A 21,839-nucleotide genomic window follows, 5' to 3' on the forward strand; every position below is an offset into this window, starting at 1 on the left:
GCCCAGCCACTCTGCGCCGGAATGGAATCTGTCACCCGCTCGCCCCCCGGTTGCTGATGGCCGGGCCGCTGGTGATGTCGCATCAGCAGCGCTGCTGCCGTCCATGCCTTGATGGCCGGCCAAAGGAAAGGGCCGCTTGCGCGGCCCTTTCTGTTCACACGGCAAACGCCTCGATCACGAACGCAGCGGGATCACGCGGATCTCGACGCGGCGGTTCTGCGCGCGGCCGGCGTCGGTGCTGTTGTCGGCAATCGGGTACGACTTGCCGGCACCCAGCGTCTCGATGCGCGCGCGCTGCACGCCCTGTGCACTCAGGTAGGCAGCCACGGCGTCGGCGCGTTCCTTGGAAATGCGGTTGTTGACCGCATCGGTGCCGATGCTGTCGGTGTGGCCGACCACTTCGATCATGGTCTGGTTGTACTCGTTCAAGGTGCCGGCCACGCCATTGAGTGCGCTGTAGAACTGCGGCTTGAGCGTGGTCTTGTTGAAGTCGAAGGTAATGCCATCGGGCAGGTTCAAGGTGATGTTGTCGCCATCACGCTGCACATCGATGCCGGTGTTGGCGGTGCGCTCACGCAGGGCGCGTTCCTGGCGGTCCTGGTAGTTGCCCACTGCCGCGCCGCTGAGCGCACCGATACCCGCACCCACCATCGCACGCTGGCGACGCTCGGTAGCGTCACCGCCGCTGAGCAAGCCGGCGGCCACGCCGATGGCGGTACCGATCAGGGCGCCCTTGCCGGTCTTGTTCTGCTGCTGGGGCTGATTGCCGTACTGGTCCTGCTGGACATAGGAACCCCCGGTGGCGCAGGCCGACAGGACGGCTGCAGCAACCAGACCAATGGAAAGATTGCGGAAAACGGTACGGGTGGTCATCTGAGTCTCCTTGAACGGCCGGTCGGCCACATGGGTGCCGGGCAAGGATAAACAGCACAACGCGATGCCGACATGATGGAAACCTCTCCGGCGAAGCTTCCATTCAGTTTTCTGACTGAACCGTTCAAGCGCCTATCGACAACGGTGGTAGGCACTCAACGCCGCCTCACGACCGGCTGCCAGATCCACCAGCGGTTGCCGTGGATAGGACGGCGCCAGCTCGGCCAGCAGCGCCGGCGAAAGCCAGGGGGCGAACCGCGCCTTGAGCGGCAAGGCCGCCAGTTCCGGCACCCAGCGGCTGATGTAACGCGCCTGCGGATCGAACTTCTGCGCCTGCGTGACCGGGTTGAACACACGGAAGTACGGGGCGGCGTCGGCGCCGGTACCGGCAATCCATTGCCAGCCCATGCTGTTGTTGGCCAGGTCCGCGTCCACCAGCGTGTCCCAGAACCAGCGCGCACCTTCGCGCCAGTGCATGCGCAGGTGCTTGCACAGGAAGCTGCCGACCAGCATCCGCACGCGGTTGTGCATGTAGCCGGTGGCCCACAGTTCGCGCATGCCGGCATCGATGATCGGGATGCCGGTGTTCCCTTGCTGCCAGGCGTCCAGCAGTGCGGGCTGTGGTGTTGCCCAGGCAAATCCGTCGAAGCGCGGGTTGAGGTTGTGCCCGGATGTGCGCGGGAAGTGGTGCAACAGGTGCCAGGAAAACTCGCGCCAGCCCAGTTGCCGCAGATAGCCATCAATGTCCGCATCACGGCCAGCGCTGCGCACCGCTTCCAATGCATGGGCGATGCGCCACGGGGCAATCTCGCCAAAATGCAGGTGCGGCGACATCAGCGAGGTGCCGACGCGGTCCGGCAAATCACGCTGTTCGCGATAGCCGTTGAGCGCGCCATCGATGAAGACCTCCAACGCCTCCAGTGCGCCGCCCTCGCCTGGCTCCCAGTGTTCCCAGAAACCGGCGTCCCAGCGCGGGCGCGGCTGCAGCCCCAACGCCGCCAAGGGCACGCCGGTGACGCCGTGTGCAGGCAAGCGTGCGGGCGCGGCAGACAGTGCCGGCAGCCGCCAGTGACTCAGCGCGTTGCGCCAGAACGGGGTGAACACCTTGTATGGCCCGCCCTGCTGCGTGGCCAACTCCCACGGCTCGAACAACAGGTAGCCGTTGTGGCTTTCGGCGTGCACGCCCTGCTCGCGCAGGCCGCGCTTGATCGCCGCATCGCGCGGCTGCGTGGCCGGTTCGTACTTGCGGTTCCAATACACCGCTTCAGCGCCGCTTTCGGCGATCAAGGCCTGCAGCTGCTCCCAGCTGTCGCCACGGCGCAACACCAGTGAGGCGCCCAGCGAACGCAGCGCGCCATCAAGCGCGTGCAGCGAACGGTACAGCCAGGCATCGGACGCCGCGCCCGGCGCCCACTGCCCTTCTTCTTCGGACGCGTGAATGTAGAGCGGCACCACGCGATGCCCGGCCTCAAGCGCTGCCTGCAAGGCGGGGTTGTCCTGCAGGCGCAGGTCGCGCCGGAACCAGACAATGGCCACGGACATGCGCTTGCCCCTGCTTATTCGAACGAACCCACCGAGTCGTGGCTGAGGTTGTCGAAGCGGGTGTACTCGCCGAAGAACTTCAGCTTGCACGAGCCGGTCGGGCCACCACGGTGCTTGCCGATGATGATCTCGGCCAGGCCCTTGTCCGGCGAATTTTCCTTGTTGTAGTAATCATCGCGGTAGATGAACACGATCATGTCCGCGTCCTGCTCGATAGCGCCGGATTCACGAAGGTCGGCCATCACCGGGCGCTTGTCGGTACGCGTTTCCAGCGAGCGGTTGAGCTGCGACAGCGCGATCACCGGCACGTTCAGCTCCTTGGCCAGGCCCTTGAGCGAACGCGAGATTTCGGAGATTTCGGTCGCACGGTTTTCACTGTTGCCCGGCACGCTCATCAGCTGCAGGTAGTCGATCACCACCAGGCCCAGGTCGTGCTCACGCTTGAGGCGGCGGCACTTGGAGCGCAGCACTTCCGGCGACACGCCCGGCGTATCGTCGATGAAGATCTTGGTTTCCTTCAGCATGCGGATGGCGCCGGTGACGCGGCTCCAGTCCTCGTCCTCCAGCTGGCCGGTACGCAGGCGCTGCGCGTTGATGCGGCCGTTGGAGGAGATCAGACGCATTGCCAGCTGCGAGGCCGACATTTCCATCGAGAACACCGCAACGCCCTTCTTCGACTTGATCGCCGCGTATTCGGCGATGTTCAGCGCAAAGGTGGTCTTGCCCATGGCCGGACGCGCGGCAAGGATGATCAGGTCGGTCGGCTGCAGGCCGGCGGTCATCGCATCGAAGTCGTTGTAGCCGGTCGGCAGGCCGGTGATGTTGCCGCCGTTCTCGAAGCGGTTGCGCAGCTCCTCGAAGGCATCCTTCAACGCGCCGGGCATGGCCACGAAGTCGGTACGCCCGCGCGCGCCCTGCTCGGCAATGGCGAACACCGACTTTTCGGCGGTAGCCAACAGCTCGGAGCTGTCGCGGCCTTCGGGCTGGAAACCGTCATTGACGATGTCCGTGCCCACCTGGATCAGCTGCCGCAGCACCGCCTTGTCGCGCACGATCTCGGCATAGGCACTGATGTTGGCCGCCGACGGCGTGGTGCTGGCCAGCTCGATCAGGTAGGCACCGTCGCCCACCTGGTCCAGCTTGCCCTGCGACTCAAACCATTCACCCAGGGTCACCGCATCGAACGGGCGGTCGCGCTCGGACAACTCGCGGATGGCGCGGTAGATCAACTGGTGGTCGCGCCGGTAGAAGTCCTTCTCGGTCAGCGCCTCATTGACCCGGTCGTATGCCTCCGGCGCCAGCATCAGGCCACCCAGCACCGCCTGCTCGGCTTCCACCGAATGCGGGGGCACGCGCAGGGCGTCGATGCGCTGTTCGCCGCGCTCTGCGCGGTCGTTGCGGTCGGATCGGAAACCAGTACGAGCGGACATGAAAAGCGTATTTCCTGCGGTAAGGCCGTGTGGCCATGGTAGGTGGGCGGCGGCCACCGGGGTACGGACAACTCTGTGGATAACCTGTCCGCAACTCAGGCGCCGGGCGGCTGCCCGGATGGCCCTGATCGGGGTGTCATACAGAACAAAACGCCCGGCACCGTTGCGGCGCGGGGCGTGGATTATCGCAAATGTGGCGCTATCCAGCGGCGCTGCCCGCTGCTGGATACGCGGGCGGTTCAGACCTTGGTCTGAAGGGCCACCCAGGCCAGGAACGCATCAATGTAGCCCTGCAGGAACTTGCGCGTGCCGTCGTTGGTGATGGTGCCGTCGGCTTCGATCATGCCCTCCTTGAACTGCACGAAGGCCTCCGGCTGCGGCATCACCGCCAGGTTCGCCGCTACCAGCACGTTGCGCAGGTGCTGTTGGGCCAGGGCACTGCCCGCACCGCCGGGGGAGCAGCCGATCACCGCCGCCGGCTTGCCTGCCCAGGCGTTGTCGCCATAGGGCCGCGTGGCGGTGTCGATGGCATTCTTGAGCGCCGCGGGGAAGGAACGGTTGTGCTCGGGGGTGACGAACAACACCGCATCGGCGCCGCGGATCAGGCCCTTCATGCGGGTGCCCTGGGGCGGGAACTGCGTGTCGTGGTCCTGGTTGTACAGGGGAATGTCGTCGATCCGGATGTACTCGAAGCTGGCGCGTTCGCCGGCCAGTTTTTCCAGTGCATGCGCCAAGCGGCGGTTGATCGACTCCTTGCGCAGACTGCCGACAAAAACCGCAATCTTGTGATGACTCATGGTGACCTCGCTGCGAATGAAGTTATCAGGCTAGCCATGATGGGCTATGGGCGGGGTGAAGGGGGTGCGTTGTGGGCATCGCCCCCCTCTCCCCAACCCCTCACCCGCGCGGGGAGAGGGGCTCAGTACATGGCAATATGAACCAATCTGAGAAGCTGCCTCTATGAAGCCCCACAACCCTCCCGGGAGAGGGGTTGGGGAGAGGGGAAAGCGGAAAGCGGCAAAGCCCCTCCACTCACCCCAACTCCGCCGCAGCCACCACCACATCCGCATCACCCGGCAGCACCAGCAACGCAGCCCCGGCCAGCGGTGTATAGGTGTCTGCGCCGGTCACCCGCCGCAGCGGCACGCTGCCCAGCCCGGCTTCCACCAGGGCGGTAATCACGCCCTCGCCCACACCCGCGCTGTGCCGGCCTTCATCCACCACGATGATGCGCTTGGCACCCTTTGCCTGTTCGGCGATCCAGGCATCGTTGAGTGGTACCAGCCAACGCAGGTCCACCACCCGCACCTTCCAGCCCTGGGATTTTTCAATGGTGCGCGCGGCGCGCAGGCTCATCGGCACGCCGTTGCCGTAGCTGAAGATCACCAGGTCTTCGTTGCCCTGGCCATACACACGCCCCTCGCCCAGGGCGATGCTCTGCCCCGGTGCCGGGTACGGGAACAGCCATTCACCATCGCCGGCTTCGTACAGATCCTTGGTCATGTACAGCGCGATGGGCTCCAAAAAAACGCATACGCGCCCGTCCACCTTGGCCAGCGCCGCCAGCGTGCGCAGCATGGCGGCCGCATCGTCACCGCGCGATGGGCAGCCCACCACCAGCCCGGGAATGTCACGGATGGCCGTGATCGAGTTGTCGTTGTGGAAGTGCCCGCCAAAGCCTTTCTGGTAGCCCAGGCCGGCAATGCGGATCAGCATCGGGTTGCGGTACTGGTCATTGGAGAAGAACTGCAGCGAACAGGCCTCGCCGCGCACCTGGTCGATGGCGTTGTGCAGGTAGGCCAGGTACTGGATTTCCGGCAGCGGCAGCAGGCCCATGTTGGCGAAGCCCTGGGCCATGCCCAGGATCATGGTTTCATCCAGCAAGGTGTTGAACACCCGGCGCGGGCCGAACGCTTTCTGCAGGCCCTTGGTCACCGTGTAGACGCCGCCCTTCTGTGCCACGTCCTCGCCGAACAACAAGGTTTCCGGGTACTTGCAGAAAAGCTCGTGCAGGCCCTGGTTGATCTGGATGGCCAGATGCCTGGGCGGCTGGTTCTCCGGCAGGGCCGCGTCGCTGCCAAACACCTGCAGGCGACGCTCGCTGTAGTCGGCACGATTGGCTTCAGCCTGCACCTTGTCCGCCGTGTAGGGCGCCAGCGGCGTCATCACCTCCTGCAGACTCTTCAGACGCGGGCGCTGATCCGCCGCTTCGGCCGCCTCGAAGCAACGCTTGCGCGTGTGTTCGTACAGCGCCAGCACTTCTTCGCTGTCCATCAGGCCGGACTCAACCGCGATCTGCGCCGAGCGCAGCAGTGGATCGCCGGCTTCCACCGCGCACAGCTCCTCCAGTGCGCGCCATTCAATTTCAAAGTCGGTGCCGGCGTGGCCCATCAAACGCGTGGTGCGCAGATGCAGGAACGTTGGCCGGCGCGTACGGCGGCAATGCTCGACCGCGCGCTGCACGTCGGCATAGCCGGTGGCCAGGTCCAGGCCATCGGCATGGAAGTAATCCAGGCCGGGACGATGGCGGAAGCTCTCGGCAATCCAGCCTTCCGGCGTTTTCACCGAAATGCCGATGCCGTTGTCCTCACACACAAACAACACCGGCGCCGGCAGCTTCTGGAAGCTGCTCCAGGCGGCGGCATTGAATGCCGTCTGCGCAGTGGCATGGTTGGCCGAGGCATCACCAAACGAGCAGATGGCAATGCTGTCATCGGGAATCGGCAAGCCATGCCCGAGCCGCTTGCCGGCTTCCACTGCCATTGCGGTGCCCAGCGCCTTGGGCAGGTGCGAGGCGATGGTGGAGGTCTGCGGCAACACCCATAACGGCTTGCTGCCCCACACCTTGTGGCGACCACCGCTGGCCGGGTCGTCCTTGCTGGCAGCAAAGGACAGGGCCGAATCCATCACCGGGTCCATGCCCGGCAATTTGCGGAACCGCTCGGCCATGAAGCCGCCGGAGCGGTAATGCAGGAACGCCGGATCGGTATGCCGCGTCGCCCGCGCCACCATTGCATTGCCTTCGTGCCCGGAGGAGCCAATCGTGTAGAAGACTTTGTTCTGCACGCGCAATACGCGCGCCATCAGATCCAGGTGACGGCTGATCAACTGCGACTCGAACAGTTCGCGGAAGCCCTTCGCGTCCAGCGCGCTGCCCGGCAGTATCGGCGCGGCATCCTGCGGGCCTGCGCCCGGCCCCTGCCCCAGGCTTTTGACGTGGTCGATGAAATTGGTGTCGCAGATCTCGGCGCGGTTCAGGCCCTTCATGCGGGCAGGAATGGGATTCGGTACACGAGCAAACATGCAGACAGACTCCACAAGGCAAGCGGGTATTGCGGGGGAAATAGATTCAGTGCGAAGCGGCGAAGCGTGCCTGCACCTCCACATCAGCGGCAGGCATCGGCACGAAGCTGGGCTGGTCGCGCACGCGCTGCAGCCAACGCTGCACGGCCGGATAGGGCGAAAGCTGCAACCCGCCCTCTTCGGCAACCGAGCTGTAGGCGAAAAGTGCGATATCGGCGATGCCGTACTGCGGGCCGGTGAACCAGTCGTGTGCAGCCAGATGCTGCTCCATGACCGTCAAGGCTTCATGGCCCCGCTGGCGCAGCCGCGGCAATGCATCACGGCGCGGCGAATCCAGTGGCGTCCAGCCACAGATGAAACGCGCGACGGCTATATAGGGCTCGTGGCTGTACTGCTCGAAGAACATCCACGACAGCGCCTGCGCACGCTGCCAGCCGTCGGTCGGCAGGAACGCTGTACCTTCGGCCAGCCAGAACAGGATGGCATTGGATTCGGTGAGCACCCGGCCGTCATTCCGCCGTACCAGCGGCACCTTGCCGTTGGGATTCATCGCGAGAAATTCCGGGGTGTGGGTCTGTCCAGCGGCGCTGTCCACCTCGCACCATTCGTAGCGCGTGCCCAGTTGCTCCAGCAACAACCGAACCTTGTGGCAATTGCCCGACGTGGACATGCCGTACACCGTCAACGCAGCCCCAGAGTTACTCACTGAACCGGCTCTCCCGCCTGCCGCAATGGCAGATGACGGAGCCCATTTGAACGGAATCACGGCGGTTGGGTAAAGCTGCAATCGCAGCAAAACCGCACCTCGCCGCTCCGCCGTGAAACCACACTGCGCCGGGCGTTACCCCTGTTGTGCCCGCCATTGCGCGCGCGATTGCCCCCAGACATCCACCAACACTTCATTCGGTGGCGGCAAATGCGCGGTGCGCAGAATGCTGGAACCCAGCTTGCGTGCAACCACCTGAGAGTTGCCGTTATCCGGCGCGATGGTGTGGATGACTTCGTTCCAGCCCAGCGTATCGAACGCCCAGTCGATACTTGCCCGCGCCGCCTCCGGCGCGTAACCGCGGCCCCAGAATTCCGAGGCGATGCTCCAACCCACTTCGGTGCCCGGCCAACCGTAGGGCTGCCATGGACCAACACGGCCCACCCAGCGGCCGCTGCTTTTCTCGATCACCGAGAACATCGAATAACCCAGCAACTGCCAACTGCCCACCAACCCGGCAAGACTGCGCCAGGCCACTGGCTTGGCCTGCACGCCCCCCAGATGCTGCATCGTGACCGGGTCAGCACAGAATGCGGCAAACGCCTCGAAGTCCTCGGCTGTCGGCGGACGCAGCAGCAGGCGCTCGGTTTCCAGTTGCAGGTCGAAGATGCTCATGCATTGTGTGCTCCGTTACTGGGGACGGTAACGCTAGCACCTACCTTCCAAAGCGCTACCCCTCCCCAGCCCTCCCCTCCGCTGCGCGCAAGGGAGGGTGTGATTCCTGCAACCTGATAACTGGCAGCGGAAGGCCGCTCCTGCCCCCTCCCTTTGGCGGAGCCAAGGGGAGGGCTGGGGAGGGGTGCCTTTCAACCGTGCACCCCAATAACGCAGAAAGCCGGCTTTCGCCGGCCTTCCACTTCACAGCAAAACGGCGGCACTTACTGCCGGCTGCCATCCCCGGCAACCGATGCCGTCTGGGTCACGATCTGGCCATCCAGCACCGGCAGGCGATCGCTGGCCGGGCGGTTGTCCATGCGCACGGTTTTTTCCTCGCCGTCGTAACGGTAGGTCACGTCGTAACCGATGGTCTGGTCGGTATTGCCCAGCGACACGCGCTCACCCGGCTTGTTGTCCGTGCGCATGGTGCCGGTGCTGCCATCGGGCTTGCGATAGGTGACGTTGTAGCCCGTGATGCGGCTGGATTCAGCGGTGCGCTGCTCGGTATGGCACTGGCGTTCGGTACGGCTGACCACACGGCCGCCAACGTGACGCTTGTCGACCTGGTTGCCGATTACACCGCCTGCTGCGGCGCCAATGGCGGTCGCTGCCTTCTTGCCGTTGCCGCCACCTACCTGGTTGCCCAGCAGGCCACCGATCACCGCGCCGGCAACCGTGCCGCCGACATTGCCGTCGCGCTCGGGCAGACGCTCCTGCACCACCACGTCCTCGCAGACTTCATGCGGGGTGCTGGTGCTGGAGGTCTCGCGGATCGGATCACTGGCGGTGACGGTGCCATAGAGGCGCTCTTTCTGGGTCACCGGGGCGACCTTGAGCACATCGGCATATTCGAGCTTGTTGCCAGTTGCCGCGACCTCATTGGTCGCCGCATCGTCGCCCTGCAGGGCGCCGTCCACCAGCGGCGCCGGCGTTTCCGCAGCCGGCAGCGTGGTGGCCTTGTCGCGGCCCTGCATGAAGGCAGCAGTGGCGATACCGCCGACCAGCAATGCGCCGGTAGCCACCAGGATGGTTGTAGTGGTGCTCTTCATAAGCGGGCTCCCAGCGGCTCTGCCGCGTTCTGATGTGGGCCGATTCCAGCACGGTCAAGCTGAACAGAGGCCAGTATTTCTGGCAGTCAGCTATCGAAAACGCTCCGGGCGTCGCAATATCCGCATTGTTGGCCCTCACTTCAACTGGATCCGCCATGTCCCTGATGCTGACGCCGCTCCTGGATTGGGCGCGCAAGCTGCGCTACCCCACCCTGTTCAAGTTCACGGCTGCGCTGTTCACGCTCAGCTTGCTGCTGCCTGATCCGCTGCCGTTCCTGGATGAAATCCTGTTTGGCCTGGGCACCTTGCTGCTGGCCAACTGGAAGCGCCGCAAGGACCCGGTGAGCGAGCCTCCGGCGCTGCCGCGCAAGCCCTGAACCATGCAGTTGGTAGACAGCCATTGCCACCTGGATGCCGAAGCGTTCGACATCGACCGCGACACGGTGCTGGCCCGTGCCCGTGCTGTCGGCGTACGCCAGCAGGTGGTGCCGGCGGTAACCGCTGCCAGCTGGCCCAAGCTGCAGCAGGTATGTGCCGCTGATCCCGGGCTTTACCCTGCGTATGGCCTGCATCCGATGTTCCTGGCCGACCACCGCCCCGAGCACCTGCCATTGCTGCGCGAGTGGATCGAACGCGAATCCCCCGCAGCCATCGGCGAATGCGGACTGGATTTCTTTGTCGAAGATCTCGATCCCGAGCAGCAGCGGTTTTTTTTCCAGGGGCAACTGGAGTTGGCCCGCGAGTACCAATTGCCATTGGTCGTGCATGCGCGGCGCGCGGTGGACGAGGTGATCCAGCGCATCCGCCGGACTGGCCAGTTGCGTGGCGTGGTGCACAGCTTCTCCGGCAGCCCCGAGCAGGCCCGGCAGCTGTGGGAACTGGGTTTCATGATCGGCCTCGGCGGCCCATTGACCTACCCGCGCGCCAACCGCCTGCGCACCCTGGTGGCGCAGATGCCGCTGGAATACCTGCTGTTGGAAACCGATGCACCCGACCAGCCCGATGCCGGCATCCGAGGCCAGCGCAACGAACCCGCCCGGTTGACCGCCATCCTGCAGACCGTGGCCGAACTGCGCGGCGAAACACCTGAAGCCATCGCCGCACAGACCAGCGCCAACGCACAGCGCCTGTTTGGCATGTCCGCACCGTAGGAGCGACCTGGGTCGCGAAACCCGCGGCGGCACGGCAGCCGACACCGCCCGCAACCGCAGAATGCGTACCGACCTTATGCATGGCCAGCTTCGCGGCTGAAGCCGCTCCCACGGAAGCCTGCCCGAACAACAGCCAGGCTGCGACCTCACGCAGCCGGCTTGGCCTCGCGCTTCTTCAGCAGCATCTCCAGCGCCTTGCCCACCGCAACAAATGCAAATGCGCCGGTGATGTGCGTGGCCGCGCCCAGCCCGGCGCCGCAATCCAGCTTCATCGCCTCATCCGGGCCAAGGTTCGGGCGCACGCCGCAGACGCTGCCGTCGGCCTGCGGGTACTTCACGTTCTCCAGCGAGTACACCGCCGGCACGCCAAAGTAGCGGGACGCGTTCTTGGGGAAATTGAACTCACTGCGCAGCTTCTTGCGGATCAGCGCCATCATCGCGTCGTGCTCGGTGCGGGACACGTCACGCACCCGCACCAGCGTCGGGTCGGTACGGCCACCGGCCGCGCCCACGGTGATCAACGGCAACTTGCGGCGGCGGCACCAGGCAATGGTTTCCACCTTCACCCGGAAACTGTCGCAGGCATCGATCACCAGATCGAAACCCTTGTCCAGCAGTTGCTCCATGTTGCCGGTGGTGAGGAAGGACTCCACCGCATCCACATCCACCTCCGGGTTGATCGCCCGGCAGCGCTCAGCCATGGCCAGCGCCTTGTTGCGGCCATACTGCCCGGCCATCGCCGGCAGCTGCCGGTTGCTGTTGGACACGCAGATATCATCGGCGTCAATCAGGGTGAGATGGCCCACGGCCGAACGCACCAGGGCTTCGACCACCCACGAGCCCACCCCGCCCATGCCGACCACGGCCACCTTGCAGTTGGACAGGTGCTCGATGGTGCCCGCCCCGTACAGCCGGTCCACGCCGGCAAATCGCTCACGCAGTTGTTCTTTCATCGGCGCATTTTAGCCTTGACGGCATAATGGGCGAACATCACCACCTCACTGCCACGTAGCCGCTGGAGCCAACGCAATGACCGAACCCGTCCGCCCGCCGTCCAAAGCAACCCGTTACCTGTTCGTCCTCATCGCCGGGCTGTTGATCGGCGTGGTGGTCACGGTGATGGGCATGCGTGCCCTGCAGGCCCGCCAGGACCACTTCCCCAGCAGCCTGATGACGGTGATGGCCAAGCAGGCCCAGTTGCTCGGCGACAGCCAGAAGCAGAACCGCTGCACCGTCAACGACACCGTTCCGCGCCTGCAGACCCTGCGCGCCCTGTCCAATGACCTGGAGGCCGCCTTCCCGAGCCTGCGGGACGACCAGCGTTTCCAGCAGCATGCCAGCCGTTTCCGCGCGACCTTGAACGACGCCCTGGCCACCCCGCCGGCTGACTGCGCGGCCTTGGCCTCGCTGGCCCAGAAGATCGACACCGACTGCAAGGCCTGCCACCAGGATTTCAGGTAAATACAGGCTGGGGGCCAACGGTTGGCCCTCCATTCACGTGTAAACAGACACGATCTTCGCGAAGGATATGCGTCCATATCCGCATCCTCATCTGGCAAGGAGAAACACCATGAAGATTCGACTGATCGCCGTAGGCGCAATTGCCAGCCTGGCCTTGGCCGGTTGCGCCACGTCCCCCGGTTACAGCAACGGCGGGAACTACGGCGGCGGCAACTACAACAATGGCTACAACAACAACGGCTACAACCAGAACCGTTGCAATGACTGTGGCATTGTCACCCGCATCAACACCGTGGCCTCGGGCCGTACCGCACCGGCGGCGACCGGCGCCATTCTCGGCGGCCTGGTGGGCGCGGTGGCCGGCCATGAAATCTCCGACCACACCGGCGGCAGCAAGGGCAACCAGAACATCGCTGCGGTGGCCGGTGCCGTGGGCGGCGCGCTGGCCGGCAACAAGATCCAGCAGAACGTGACCGGCAACTCCTATGACATCCAGGTGCGCATGGATGACGGCCGCACGATCATGGTCAACCAGAAGGACCTCGGCGGCATCCGCGAGAACACCTATGTCCGCGTGGTCAATGGTCGTGTAGTGCTGCGCTGAGTTGACAGCCCAGCCTGCCTGCAAAAGAAAAGAAAGGCCCGCTTACGCGGGCCTTTCTTTATTTTCGATGCTGCGCGCTGTTGCTGATCAGAGCGGCTGCACAGCGTCGGCCTGCAGGCCCTTCTGGCCCTGCACGACGGTGAAGGTGACCTGCTGGCCTTCCTTCAGGCTCTTGAAACCGTCGGACTGGATGGCGCGGAAGTGCACGAACACATCCTCACCACTTTCACGGCTGATGAAGCCGAAGCCCTTGGCATCATTGAACCACTTGACGGTACCCTTTTCGCGGTCGGACATCTCACTAACTCCCTGGTGCTCTCTCTCGTTTGATGGAACGCCCCGTAAGGCGGCTGATTGCAAGGAGGAAGCGAGGTGCAACGATGCAGCAAATCATTCGATCTACCCATCAGGCCACGATTCACGGTGACCTTGCCAAGCTCAGCGGCTGCAACTTAACCCGGGGCCAACGGAATTGCAATACTGAGCCGTCAATAAAGTCAACCCCTATTCGACCCCCTTCAGAGTCAACATGGACTATTCATTCATCTTCTATGCGATTGCTGCGTTGCTGGTCCTGGTGGGTGTAGCCGGCATCATCCTGCCCGCCCTCCCCGGTGTCCCACTGGTCTTTGCCGGCCTGCTGGTCGCCGCCTGGACAGAGGGTTTCGAACGGGTGGGCTGGCTGCCGTTGGTGGTACTGGGTGTGCTGACCGTCATTTCGATTGTGGTGGACGTGGTGTCCACGCTGATCGGCGCGCAGAAGGTGGGCGCTAGCAAGATGGCGCTTGCCGGGGCGGCCATCGGCACCGTGGCCGGCCTGTTCTTCATGCCCATCGGCTTGTTTGTCGGCCCGTTCGCGGGCGCATTGCTGGGCGAGTATTACCACGGCCGCCAACTCGGCCAGGCCACCAAGGTGGGACTGGGAACCTGGCTGGGCATCGTACTGGGCGTGGCTCTCAAGCTGGGCCTGGCCATGGCGATGATCGCCGTGTTTGCCGTGGCCTGGTTCGTATGAACGGCAAGGCCCCGTGACTCCCTCTCCACGGGACAATCGCCGACAATCCCACCGAAGCCTTCATGCTGCTGCCCGCACTTCCTGCCCGGCAGCAGCCCGGCCCCTCCAGCGACCGGATGTACACCATGCGAATTAGCCCCCTGCACTGCGCCCTGTTGATCACCTTTGGCGGCACCAGCAACTCCCTTCTTGCCCAGGAATACGTTGCCGACCCGGCTTCCCCGCAAGCCTGTTTCGCGCTGGATTCCGATGCCAGCCGGCTGGCCTGCTATGACAAGGCGCTCGGCCGCAGTCCGGTGGACACCCGTGCCGCGGACGCCGCGGCCAGCGCGGCATCGATGGCGCGCAAGGAAGCCAAGGCCACTGCCAAGGCGCTGGACGAGGAAGACCCGCGCCGCAATGAACTGTTTGCCCATGACGAACTGGACTCGCTGGCCGCCAATGCCGGCCGCGGCTCGCTGCTGGACAGCCGCTGGGAGCTGGCCAAGGACTCCAAGCTGGGGTTGTTCCAACTGCGCGCCTACAAGCCGGTGTACCTGCTGCCGGCCTTCTGGAGCAGCAAGCCCAACGAGATGCCGCACTCGCCCAACCCCAACAACACCGTTACCGAGCCCGAGGAGCTGAACAGTACCGAGCTCAAGTTCCAGCTCAGCTTCAAGACCAAGGTGGCCGAGAACCTGTTCGGCGACAACGGCGACATCTGGGTGGGCTACACCCAGAGCTCGCGCTGGCAGGCCTACAACAGTGAGTTGTCGCGGCCATTCCGCGAAACCAACTACGAACCCGAAGTGATGCTGACCTTCCGCAACGGCTATTCGTTGTTCGGCTGGAACGGGCGCATGATGGGCGTCAGCCTCAACCACCAGTCCAACGGCCGCAGCGATCCGCTGTCACGCAGCTGGAACCGGGTCATCTTCAATGTGGGGCTGGACCGCGAGAACTGGGCCATCATGCTGCGCCCCTGGTACCGCATTCCCGAAGGCGACCGCGACGACAACAACCCGGATATCGAGGACTACATCGGCCGCGGCGACGCCACCATTGTCTACAACCGCAACGGGCACGAACTGGCGCTGACCGGCCGCCACTCGCTGCGCAGCGGTGACCGTGCGCACGGCTCCTTGCAGCTGGACTACGGCTTCCCCATCAACAACCTGTTGCGCGGCCATGTGCAGGTGTTCGATGGCTATGGCGAAAGCATGATCGACTACAACCACCGCGCCACCTACATTGGTGTCGGCGTCTCCCTGTTGGAATGGTTCTGAAGCAATGAAAGCAACGATCTGGCACAACAACCGCTGCTCCAATTCACGCGGCGCCCTGGCCCTGCTGCAGGAAGCCGGGGCCGACATCGAGGTCATCAACTACCTCGACACCCCGCCTTCAGCGGCCGAACTGCGCACGCTGCTGGCTGAAATGGGCATGCCCGCCCGCGACCTGCTGCGCAACAAGGAACCTGCCTACGCCGAGCTTGAACTCGCAGGCAAGCTTGACGACGACAACGCCCTGATCGCGGCCATGGCCACGCACCCGGCGTTGATCAACCGCCCCATCGTGCGCACCGAAAAGGGCACCGCACTGTGCCGGCCACCGGAAACGGTGCTCTCGCTGCTGGGCTGAGCACGTACTGCAGGTTCCAGGCACAGGGCGCGTCGATGACGCGCCCTGTCCATTTCAGCCCGAGCCTGCCACCGCGCCGTTGATGAGCTCGTACAGCTCCTCGAAACTGCGCTGCGGCACGAATATCTGGTCATTGACGAAGAAGGTCGGCGTGCCCTTGACGCCGCTGCGCACGCCGCCTTCGATATCGTCCTGGATGCGCTGCATATAAGCCGGCGTCTCCATCGCCGCCATCATCTCGTCTTCAGGCAAGCCCAGCTCGCGCATCAGCTCCCGGTAGACCACCTCGCCCAGCTGTTGCTGGCTGCGGAACAACGCATCGTGTGCGGACCAGAACTGGCCGTGCGCGGCGGCGTACTCGGCGACGATGGCGGCCGGCAGCGCCTGCGGGTGCATCTGCACCAACGGGAAATTGCGGAACACCACGCACAACGCATCGCCAAACCGCTGCTGCAGGCGCTGCACCAGCGAAAACGCCTCGCCGCAGTGCGGACATTGGTAATCGGCGTACTCCACCAGCACGACAGGCGCATCCAGGCTGCCCTGGACATGGTCATTCTTGTTGGCAACTACACTCAGCACGGCCATCAGCGCACCTTGGAATGACGGATTCGAGCATCAGGCCGGCCATGCTCCTGTCGCCGCCCTTGCCGACGGACGTTACCCGGCCGGCTGCGCAGCGGGTGTGAAGTGCAAGCCCAGCACCAGCAGCAGCCCCGTCAGGCCTTCCCGATGGGCTTGGCAGCGGGCAGAATCGCCCGTCACTGACAGGAAGTCCGCGCATGGCCCGACAGCACCGTTCATTCTTCGCCTATGGCTCTGCCCTGCTGGGGCTGCTGAGTCTGATGGCCGTGGCCTGCTTCCACTTCCCGGAACTACTGACCAGCCGCGAGTTCCGCGCGGTCTACAACGAACACTTCGCCCGTCACCTGCTGCTGGTGGGGCTGGCGGCAGCCTTCATCATGGGCACGGTTGCCATCCTCCGCGACCGCAACAAGCGCATCGCCACCCTCGGCGTGGGCAGTGCGACCCTGGCCGTGCTGCTGGGCGGCACCAACGTGCAATTTGATGCCATCGGGCAGACACCGTATTCGCTGGGCCTGGACTGGTTCGTGCTGTCGCTGTTCTTCTCCGCATTGGTATTCGTGCCGCTGGAGCGCTACCTGGGCAAGCGTGAACTCTCGCCGCTGCGGCCGGGCTGGCGCACCGACGTGGCCTACTTCTTCATGAGCCATGTGCTGGTGCAGTTCATTCTGATCCTGGTCACCGCCTCCACCTCGACCATTGCCGGGCTGGCGGCCTTCCCCTCGCTCAAGGTGGCAATCCAGTCACTGCCGGTGTGGGCACAGTTCCTGATCGCGGTGTTCGTCGCCGACATGGCACAGGCGCTGCTGCACCGCGCGTACCACAACATTCCCTGGCTCTGGCGTTTCCACGCGGTGCACCACTCCAGCCGCCACATGGATTGGCTGGCCGGTTCGCGCATCCACTTCGTCGAGATCGTGATGACCCGCAGCGCGGTGCTGCTGCCGTTGCTGATCCTGGGTTTCTCCACGCCCGCGGTGAACGCTTACGTGATCCTCGTCGGCCTGCAGGCCGTGCTGGCTCACGCCAACCTCGGCATCCGTTTCGGCTGGCTGGAATACCTGCTGGTGCTGCCGCGCTACCACCACTGGCATCACGCGCGGCAGCAGGAATATGTGGACGTGAATTACGCCATCCACCTGCCGCTGGTGGACATGCTGATGGGCACCTTCAAGCTGCCGCGCGACCAGGCGCAGTGGCCGCAGGAATACGGCGTGATGAAGCTGGAGACCGTGCCGAACGGCATCGTCAAACAGCACCTGATGCCCTTCCAGGGCGGCCGCAAATACGACGACTACGTGGACTGAGCGGCGCCGTCAGCGCCAGTCGCTGATGCCCTCGCGCCGATAGACCTCGGCAAAGGCAGGGCGCGCCTTCATGCGGGCGGCATGCGCGGCCAAGGCCGGCCAGCTATCACTTGGGCGCGGCATGTTGCGGCTCCAGCGCATCAGCATGGTCAGCATGAAATCCACCACCGACAACTGTTCGCCCAGCACATACGGACCGTGCGTGGCGAGATGGTCGGCCATCTGCTGCCAGGCGGTTTCCAGCTGCATGCGGGCACGTTGTTTGACCTCGGCGGCATTGGCCTCGCCGGCTGGCTCATCTGGATAGAACCAACTGCGATACGCGGGCATCAGCGTGTACACGCAGAAGCAGATCCAGCGGTAATAGTCACCGCGTGCGGGCGTGCCCGGTGCCGGCGCAAACCCGGCCTGCGGATGCAGGTCGGCCAGATGCATCGCGATGGCCGCCGATTCGGTCAACACCTGCCCGTCGATCAGCAACGTCGGCACCCGACCGACGGGATTGATCGCCAGATAGTCGGCGGATTTCTGCTCGCTGCGCTCGAAGTCCAGCTGATGCAGTTCATGGTCGATGCCCAGCTCAAGCAGCAGCCAATGCACGACCAGCGACGCGGTGCTTTGCGATCCATACAACACGACGGACATGGGCAGCTTCCAGATGGGCAGGCCGGCATTCTAGCTCCCCTGTAGGAGCGGCCTTGGCCGCGAAGCTGGTCCGCATGGCAGCTAGTGGCTTCCCTGCGGATCGCCAGCTTCGCGCCTGAAGGCGCTCCTACCCAAGCCCGGCGCCCAGGCAGTGAAGCACGCCTCAAGAATGGCTGGCCTTCCGTAGGAGCGGCCTCGGCCGCGAAGCTGTTCCGCATGGCAGCTAGCGGTTTCCCTGCGAATCACCAGCTTCGCGCCTGAAGGCACTCCTACGCGGGAGGTTGTCGTGCACCGGCCGAACGTGGCCCGACTCAGTTGCAGCTGGCCATGCAGCTGTTCAGCCGCTCACCGCAGACCGCCGCTGCCGAGCGGTTCTGGCAGAACGCCTGTGAGGTCTGGCAGTCCCCGCGCAGTTCAGGGTTGGTGATCTTGTCGCACTGGTTGTTGCGGTTTGCTTCGCCGCAATCGCCAAAACTGCGCGGGTTGGCGTTGCAGTCCTGATAGCGGCTCTGGCAGTAATTCACACAGGCTGCAGGGTCATTCCTTGGTGCATCACGCCAGGCTCCGCTGCCACAACCGGCCAACAGCAGGAACACCATCGAAGCCAATCCCTGTCGAAAGCAGCGCATCGGTCGATTCCAGAAAACGGCAACGGCCCGAGCATAGCCCGGGCCGTCGTGGCATCACCAGTGAGGCGCCGATTACTCGACGATCACCGGAATCTTGCCGATGCGGGCCTGCCATTCGCGCGGGCCGGTCTTGTGCACCGATTCACCCGTGGAATCCACCGCCACGGTCACCGGCATGTCCTGCACGGTGAACTCGTAGATGGCTTCCATGCCCAGGTCGGCAAAGCCGACCACCTTGGAGGCCTTGATCGCCTTGGACACCAGGTAGGCCGAGCCACCCACGGCCATCAGGTAGGCCGACTTGTTGTCGCGGATGGCCTCGATCGCGGCCGGGCCACGCTCGGCCTTGCCGACCATGCCCAGCAGGCCGGTCTGCTCCAGGATCTGACGGGTGAACTTGTCCATGCGGGTGGCGGTGGTCGGGCCGGCCGGGCCCACCACTTCGTCACGCACCGGATCGACCGGGCCGACGTAATAGATGAAGCGGCCCTTCAGATCGACCGGCAGTTCTTCACCCTTGTTGAGCATGTCGACCATGCGCTTGTGCGCGGCATCGCGGCCGGTCAGCAGCTTGCCGTTGAGCAGCAGGGTCTGGCCCGGCTTCCAGCTGGCCACTTCTTCCGGGGTGATGGTGTCCAGATCGACACGGGTGCCCTTGGAAGCGTCGTAGGTGATCTGCGGCCAGTCTTCCAGCGACGGCGGGTCCAGCATCACCGGGCCGCTGCCGTCCAGGGTGAAGTGCGCATGGCGGGTGGCGGCACAGTTCGGGATCATCGCAACCGGCAGGTTGGCGGCGTGGGTCGGGAAATCCTTGACCTTGATGTCGAGCACCGTGGTCAGGCCGCCCAGGCCCTGCGCGCCAATGCCCAGCGCATTGACCTTTTCATACAGTTCCAGGCGCAGTTCTTCGGCACGGTTGGAAGCGCCACGGGCCTGCAGATCGGTGATGTCGATCGGCTCCATCAGCGATTCCTTGGCCAGCAGCATCGCCTTTTCGGCGGTGCCACCGATGCCGATGCCGAGCATGCCCGGCGGGCACCAGCCGGCGCCCATGGTCGGCACGGTCTTGAGCACCCAGTCGACGATGGAATCGGACGGGTTGAGCATGGCGAACTTGCTCTTGGCCTCGGAACCACCGCCCTTGGCGGCGACGATTACATCGACCTTGTCACCCGGCACGACCTTGATGTTGACCACACCCGGGGTGTTGTCCCTGGTGTTGGTGCGCTTGCCGGCCGGGTCGGCAAGCACCGAGGCGCGCAGCTTGTTGTCCGGGTAGGCGTAGGCGCGGCGGATGCCTTCGTTGGCCATGTCCTCGACGCCCATGGTGGCGTCGTCCCAGCGCACGTTCATGCCGATTTCCAGGAACACGGTAACGATGCCGGTGTCCTGGCAGATCGGGCGATGACCCTCGGCGCACATGCGCGAGTTGATCAGGATCTGCGCAATGGCCTCCTTGGCCGCCGGCGACTCCTCGCGCTCATAGGCGGCGGAGAGGTTTTTGATGTAGTCGACCGGGTGGTAGTACGAGATGTACTGCAGTGCGTCGGCGACGGACTGGATGAGGTCTTCCTGCTTGATCGATGTCACGGCTTGCTCGCTTGCTGAAGGCTGGCGGGGGTTCAGCCGGCCATTTTACGCCTTGCCGCCGGCGCGTGCTTCCCGGCCAATCCCGACCTTGGCCGCGAAACGCTGGCGATCAGGGGCACCCCGTGCATCGCGCCTGAAGGCGCTCCTACACTGTCACGCTGGTCCACGCTGCTGCGTCCTTGTTGCATGAACGCCGAAACCACCTTCCAGACCCACCGCCCGCGTCTGCTGGCCCTTGCCTACCGCCTGCTCGGCAGCCGCGCCGATGCCGAAGACGTGGTCCAGGACGCCTGGCTGCGCTGGGCTAGCACGGACGTCACCGTGATCAGCGACCCGCAAGCCTGGCTGGTCACCGCCACCACGCGCCTGGGCCTTGATCGACTGCGCGCGGCCAAGCGGCAACGGCTGGACTACGTTGGCCCCTGGCTGCCGGAGCCACTGCAGGTCTCGCTGGACCTGCCTGTCCCACCCGCCCCGGACCAGGTTCATGCCCTGGCCGAGGACCTGTCGCTGGCCTTCCTGACCCTGCTCGAACAACTCAGCCCCGATGAACGTGCCGCCTTCCTGCTCAAGGAAGTGTTCGACCACGACTATCGCGACATTGCCAACCTGCTCGGCCACGGCGAAGCCAATTGCCGCCAACTGGTCCACCGTGCCCGGCAGCGCCTGCAGTCCGGGCGGCCGCGCTTTGCCGCCGATGGCACCCAGCACCGGCAGTTGCTGGCCCGTTTCATGGACGCCTGCCAGGACGGCGACAGCGAGGCCATCCAGGCCCTGCTGCACGCCAATGCGCGCCTGCTTTCCGATGGCGGCGGCGTGGTCACCGCGGCCATCCGCCCGCTGCTCGGCGCCGAGCGCATCGGCCGCCTGTTCTGGGCGATCGCCCGGCGCGGTGGCACCCAACCGGCACAGCTGGGCAGCGTCAACGGTCAACCGGCCATCCTGCGTTTTCACGCTGGCCAGCTGCACTCGATCACCACCATCGAGGTCGTCGACGGCCGCATCGCCACCATCTACAGCGTGCTCAACCCCAACAAACTGCCAGCCATTGTCACAGCCCCCGGCGCTGGCGCGTCCTTGCAATGAAAGGCGGCCACCGTGGCCGCCATGGAGCCAACGATGTCCTCTTCAAACTCCCCCCGCGTTGCGTACACCCGCCTTGCCGCCGACGCCTTCAAGGGCCTGTTGGCCACCAGCAAGGCCGTCCATGACAGTTCGCTGGATCACGACCTGATGGAACTGGTGTTCCTGCGCGTGTCGCAGATCAACGGCTGCGGCTACTGCATGGACATGCATGCCACCGCGTTGCGCAAGGCCGGTATCGAGCCGCGCAAGCTCGACACGCTGCCGGCCTGGCACGAAAGCCGCTTCTTCGATGCGCGCGAACGCGCGGCACTGGGCTGGGCCGAAGCGCTCACCCGGCTGCCCGATGGCGCTCCCTCCGATGCCGCTTTCGACGCCCTGGCACCGCATTTCGACGAAAAGGGCATCAGCGACCTGAGCATGGCCGTGGCCGTCATCAATGCCTGGAACCGCCTCGGTGCCGGGCTGTTGCCGCCGCTGCCGTAAGCCCCTTTTCCGGTCCGGCCGGCTGTCCCACCGGACCGGGCCG

The 21,839-nt window shown here is 64.8% G+C and carries 24 protein-coding genes; 10 read left to right on the top strand and 14 right to left on the bottom strand.

The features are described from left to right. Window positions 1-174: 174 nt before the first annotated feature. The 8 genes from ACVOLO_RS00730 to ACVOLO_RS00765 all read right to left on the bottom strand — a co-directional run bounded on the left by ACVOLO_RS00730 (window position 175) and on the right by ACVOLO_RS00765 (window position 9,620). Window positions 175-873 (bottom strand): YiaD family glycine zipper/OmpA-like lipoprotein, encoded by a 699-nt coding sequence (locus ACVOLO_RS00730; RefSeq protein WP_481568352.1) that lies wholly within the window; start codon window positions 871-873, stop codon window positions 175-177. A gap of 132 nt (window positions 874-1,005) precedes the next feature. Continuing rightward, a complete protein-coding gene (locus ACVOLO_RS00735) occupies window positions 1,006-2,415 on the bottom strand; it encodes a cryptochrome/photolyase family protein (RefSeq protein WP_481568353.1) in 1,410 nt (469 codons plus the stop codon). A gap of 14 nt (window positions 2,416-2,429) precedes the next feature. Next, window positions 2,430-3,845 (bottom strand): replicative DNA helicase, encoded by a 1,416-nt coding sequence (locus tag ACVOLO_RS00740; protein ID WP_481568354.1) that lies wholly within the window; start codon window positions 3,843-3,845, stop codon window positions 2,430-2,432. A gap of 239 nt (window positions 3,846-4,084) precedes the next feature. Beyond that, window positions 4,085-4,642 carry an NADPH-dependent FMN reductase gene (locus ACVOLO_RS00745; RefSeq protein WP_481568355.1) on the bottom strand — a complete coding sequence of 186 codons (558 nt, stop codon included), beginning with the start codon at window positions 4,640-4,642 and terminating at the stop codon, window positions 4,085-4,087. Between the two features lie 235 nt (window positions 4,643-4,877). Next, window positions 4,878-7,148 carry a thiamine pyrophosphate-dependent enzyme gene (locus ACVOLO_RS00750; protein WP_481568356.1) on the bottom strand — a complete coding sequence of 757 codons (2,271 nt, stop codon included), beginning with the start codon at window positions 7,146-7,148 and terminating at the stop codon, window positions 4,878-4,880. Between the two features lie 46 nt (window positions 7,149-7,194). Then, window positions 7,195-7,854 carry a glutathione S-transferase family protein gene (locus ACVOLO_RS00755; RefSeq protein ID WP_481568357.1) on the bottom strand — a complete coding sequence of 220 codons (660 nt, stop codon included), beginning with the start codon at window positions 7,852-7,854 and terminating at the stop codon, window positions 7,195-7,197. A gap of 135 nt (window positions 7,855-7,989) precedes the next feature. Continuing rightward, window positions 7,990-8,529 carry a GNAT family N-acetyltransferase gene (locus tag ACVOLO_RS00760; RefSeq protein WP_481568358.1) on the bottom strand — a complete coding sequence of 180 codons (540 nt, stop codon included), beginning with the start codon at window positions 8,527-8,529 and terminating at the stop codon, window positions 7,990-7,992. A gap of 263 nt (window positions 8,530-8,792) precedes the next feature. After that, complete coding sequence (locus ACVOLO_RS00765; protein ID WP_481568359.1) at window positions 8,793-9,620, bottom strand: glycine zipper 2TM domain-containing protein; 828 nt, start codon at window positions 9,618-9,620, stop codon at window positions 8,793-8,795. Between the two features lie 155 nt (window positions 9,621-9,775). Here ACVOLO_RS00765 and ACVOLO_RS00770 point away from each other — a divergent pair, with 155 nt between their 5' ends. Then, on the top strand, window positions 9,776-9,997 hold the full coding sequence (locus ACVOLO_RS00770; RefSeq protein ID WP_481568360.1) for a DUF6116 family protein: 222 nt from the start codon (window positions 9,776-9,778) through the stop codon (window positions 9,995-9,997). A gap of 3 nt (window positions 9,998-10,000) precedes the next feature. Further along, window positions 10,001-10,771: a TatD family hydrolase gene (locus ACVOLO_RS00775; RefSeq protein ID WP_481568361.1), complete on the top strand. Its 771-nt coding sequence runs from the start codon at window positions 10,001-10,003 to the stop codon at window positions 10,769-10,771. Window positions 10,772-10,917: 146 nt separating this feature from the next. Here ACVOLO_RS00775 and ACVOLO_RS00780 read toward each other — a convergent pair whose 3' ends face one another. Continuing rightward, entirely contained in the window at window positions 10,918-11,724 is an 807-nt protein-coding gene (locus ACVOLO_RS00780) for a tRNA threonylcarbamoyladenosine dehydratase (RefSeq protein WP_481568362.1), read from the bottom strand. Window positions 11,725-11,800: 76 nt separating this feature from the next. Here ACVOLO_RS00780 and ACVOLO_RS00785 point away from each other — a divergent pair, with 76 nt between their 5' ends. Continuing rightward, window positions 11,801-12,232, top strand: a complete 432-nt coding sequence (locus tag ACVOLO_RS00785) for a hypothetical protein (protein WP_481568363.1) — start codon at window positions 11,801-11,803, stop codon at window positions 12,230-12,232. Between the two features lie 109 nt (window positions 12,233-12,341). Next, a complete protein-coding gene (locus ACVOLO_RS00790; RefSeq protein ID WP_481568364.1) occupies window positions 12,342-12,836 on the top strand; it encodes a glycine zipper 2TM domain-containing protein in 495 nt (164 codons plus the stop codon). An 87-nt stretch (window positions 12,837-12,923) separates the two neighbouring features. Here the strand turns inward: ACVOLO_RS00790 and ACVOLO_RS00795 are convergent, their stop codons facing one another. Further along, complete coding sequence (locus tag ACVOLO_RS00795) at window positions 12,924-13,133, bottom strand: cold-shock protein (RefSeq protein WP_481568365.1); 210 nt, start codon at window positions 13,131-13,133, stop codon at window positions 12,924-12,926. A 232-nt stretch (window positions 13,134-13,365) separates the two neighbouring features. On the opposite strand from ACVOLO_RS00795, the gene ACVOLO_RS00800 reads away from it, so the two are divergent. The 3 genes from ACVOLO_RS00800 to arsC all read left to right on the top strand — a co-directional run bounded on the left by ACVOLO_RS00800 (window position 13,366) and on the right by arsC (window position 15,471). After that, a complete protein-coding gene (locus ACVOLO_RS00800) occupies window positions 13,366-13,851 on the top strand; it encodes a DUF456 domain-containing protein (protein ID WP_481568366.1) in 486 nt (161 codons plus the stop codon). Window positions 13,852-13,982: 131 nt separating this feature from the next. Next, entirely contained in the window at window positions 13,983-15,116 is a 1,134-nt protein-coding gene (locus ACVOLO_RS00805; RefSeq protein WP_481568490.1) for a phospholipase A, read from the top strand. Between the two features lie 4 nt (window positions 15,117-15,120). After that, on the top strand, window positions 15,121-15,471 hold the full coding sequence (arsC, locus tag ACVOLO_RS00810) for an arsenate reductase (glutaredoxin) (protein WP_481568367.1): 351 nt from the start codon (window positions 15,121-15,123) through the stop codon (window positions 15,469-15,471). A gap of 54 nt (window positions 15,472-15,525) precedes the next feature. Here the strand turns inward: arsC and ACVOLO_RS00815 are convergent, their stop codons facing one another. Beyond that, entirely contained in the window at window positions 15,526-16,059 is a 534-nt protein-coding gene (locus tag ACVOLO_RS00815) for a DsbA family protein (RefSeq protein WP_481568368.1), read from the bottom strand. A 194-nt stretch (window positions 16,060-16,253) separates the two neighbouring features. Here ACVOLO_RS00815 and ACVOLO_RS00820 point away from each other — a divergent pair, with 194 nt between their 5' ends. Beyond that, complete coding sequence (locus tag ACVOLO_RS00820; RefSeq protein WP_481568369.1) at window positions 16,254-17,363, top strand: sterol desaturase family protein; 1,110 nt, start codon at window positions 16,254-16,256, stop codon at window positions 17,361-17,363. Window positions 17,364-17,372: 9 nt separating this feature from the next. Here the strand turns inward: ACVOLO_RS00820 and ACVOLO_RS00825 are convergent, their stop codons facing one another. From ACVOLO_RS00825 to ACVOLO_RS00835, 3 genes are all read right to left on the bottom strand, one after another. Continuing rightward, window positions 17,373-18,008, bottom strand: coding sequence for a glutathione S-transferase family protein (locus tag ACVOLO_RS00825; RefSeq protein WP_481568370.1), 636 nt, complete (start codon window positions 18,006-18,008; stop codon window positions 17,373-17,375). 311 nt (window positions 18,009-18,319) lie between these two features. Next, window positions 18,320-18,637 (bottom strand): hypothetical protein, encoded by a 318-nt coding sequence (locus ACVOLO_RS00830; RefSeq protein ID WP_481568371.1) that lies wholly within the window; start codon window positions 18,635-18,637, stop codon window positions 18,320-18,322. Window positions 18,638-18,709: 72 nt separating this feature from the next. Further along, window positions 18,710-20,227 carry a fumarate hydratase gene (locus ACVOLO_RS00835; protein ID WP_481568372.1) on the bottom strand — a complete coding sequence of 506 codons (1,518 nt, stop codon included), beginning with the start codon at window positions 20,225-20,227 and terminating at the stop codon, window positions 18,710-18,712. 186 nt (window positions 20,228-20,413) lie between these two features. Between ACVOLO_RS00835 and ACVOLO_RS00840 the strand changes: the two genes are divergently transcribed. Both ACVOLO_RS00840 and ACVOLO_RS00845 read left to right on the top strand, forming a co-directional pair. Then, window positions 20,414-21,313, top strand: coding sequence for an RNA polymerase sigma-70 factor (locus ACVOLO_RS00840; RefSeq protein ID WP_481568373.1), 900 nt, complete (start codon window positions 20,414-20,416; stop codon window positions 21,311-21,313). Window positions 21,314-21,346: 33 nt separating this feature from the next. Beyond that, entirely contained in the window at window positions 21,347-21,796 is a 450-nt protein-coding gene (locus ACVOLO_RS00845) for a carboxymuconolactone decarboxylase family protein (RefSeq protein ID WP_481568374.1), read from the top strand. The last annotated feature ends 43 nt before the right edge of the window (window positions 21,797-21,839 follow it).

This window comes from Stenotrophomonas sp. STEN056, assembly GCF_056759635.1.

Coding starts and splice junctions, on each gene's coding strand:
- ACVOLO_RS00730 (WP_481568352.1), bottom strand. CDS start 873: ATGACCACCCGTACCGTTTTCCGCAATCTTTCCATTGGTCTGGTTGCT.
- ACVOLO_RS00735 (WP_481568353.1), bottom strand. CDS start 2,415: ATGTCCGTGGCCATTGTCTGGTTCCGGCGCGACCTGCGCCTGCAGGAC.
- ACVOLO_RS00740 (WP_481568354.1), bottom strand. CDS start 3,845: ATGTCCGCTCGTACTGGTTTCCGATCCGACCGCAACGACCGCGCAGAG.
- ACVOLO_RS00745 (WP_481568355.1), bottom strand. CDS start 4,642: ATGAGTCATCACAAGATTGCGGTTTTTGTCGGCAGTCTGCGCAAGGAG.
- ACVOLO_RS00750 (WP_481568356.1), bottom strand. CDS start 7,148: ATGTTTGCTCGTGTACCGAATCCCATTCCTGCCCGCATGAAGGGCCTG.
- ACVOLO_RS00760 (WP_481568358.1), bottom strand. CDS start 8,529: ATGAGCATCTTCGACCTGCAACTGGAAACCGAGCGCCTGCTGCTGCGT.
- ACVOLO_RS00765 (WP_481568359.1), bottom strand. CDS start 9,620: ATGAAGAGCACCACTACAACCATCCTGGTGGCTACCGGCGCATTGCTG.
- ACVOLO_RS00770 (WP_481568360.1), top strand. CDS start 9,776: ATGTCCCTGATGCTGACGCCGCTCCTGGATTGGGCGCGCAAGCTGCGC.
- ACVOLO_RS00775 (WP_481568361.1), top strand. CDS start 10,001: ATGCAGTTGGTAGACAGCCATTGCCACCTGGATGCCGAAGCGTTCGAC.
- ACVOLO_RS00780 (WP_481568362.1), bottom strand. CDS start 11,724: ATGAAAGAACAACTGCGTGAGCGATTTGCCGGCGTGGACCGGCTGTAC.
- ACVOLO_RS00785 (WP_481568363.1), top strand. CDS start 11,801: ATGACCGAACCCGTCCGCCCGCCGTCCAAAGCAACCCGTTACCTGTTC.
- ACVOLO_RS00790 (WP_481568364.1), top strand. CDS start 12,342: ATGAAGATTCGACTGATCGCCGTAGGCGCAATTGCCAGCCTGGCCTTG.
- ACVOLO_RS00795 (WP_481568365.1), bottom strand. CDS start 13,133: ATGTCCGACCGCGAAAAGGGTACCGTCAAGTGGTTCAATGATGCCAAG.
- ACVOLO_RS00800 (WP_481568366.1), top strand. CDS start 13,366: ATGGACTATTCATTCATCTTCTATGCGATTGCTGCGTTGCTGGTCCTG.
- arsC (WP_481568367.1), top strand. CDS start 15,121: ATGAAAGCAACGATCTGGCACAACAACCGCTGCTCCAATTCACGCGGC.
- ACVOLO_RS00815 (WP_481568368.1), bottom strand. CDS start 16,059: ATGGCCGTGCTGAGTGTAGTTGCCAACAAGAATGACCATGTCCAGGGC.
- ACVOLO_RS00820 (WP_481568369.1), top strand. CDS start 16,254: ATGGCCCGACAGCACCGTTCATTCTTCGCCTATGGCTCTGCCCTGCTG.
- ACVOLO_RS00825 (WP_481568370.1), bottom strand. CDS start 18,008: ATGTCCGTCGTGTTGTATGGATCGCAAAGCACCGCGTCGCTGGTCGTG.
- ACVOLO_RS00830 (WP_481568371.1), bottom strand. CDS start 18,637: ATGCGCTGCTTTCGACAGGGATTGGCTTCGATGGTGTTCCTGCTGTTG.
- ACVOLO_RS00840 (WP_481568373.1), top strand. CDS start 20,414: ATGAACGCCGAAACCACCTTCCAGACCCACCGCCCGCGTCTGCTGGCC.
- ACVOLO_RS00845 (WP_481568374.1), top strand. CDS start 21,347: ATGTCCTCTTCAAACTCCCCCCGCGTTGCGTACACCCGCCTTGCCGCC.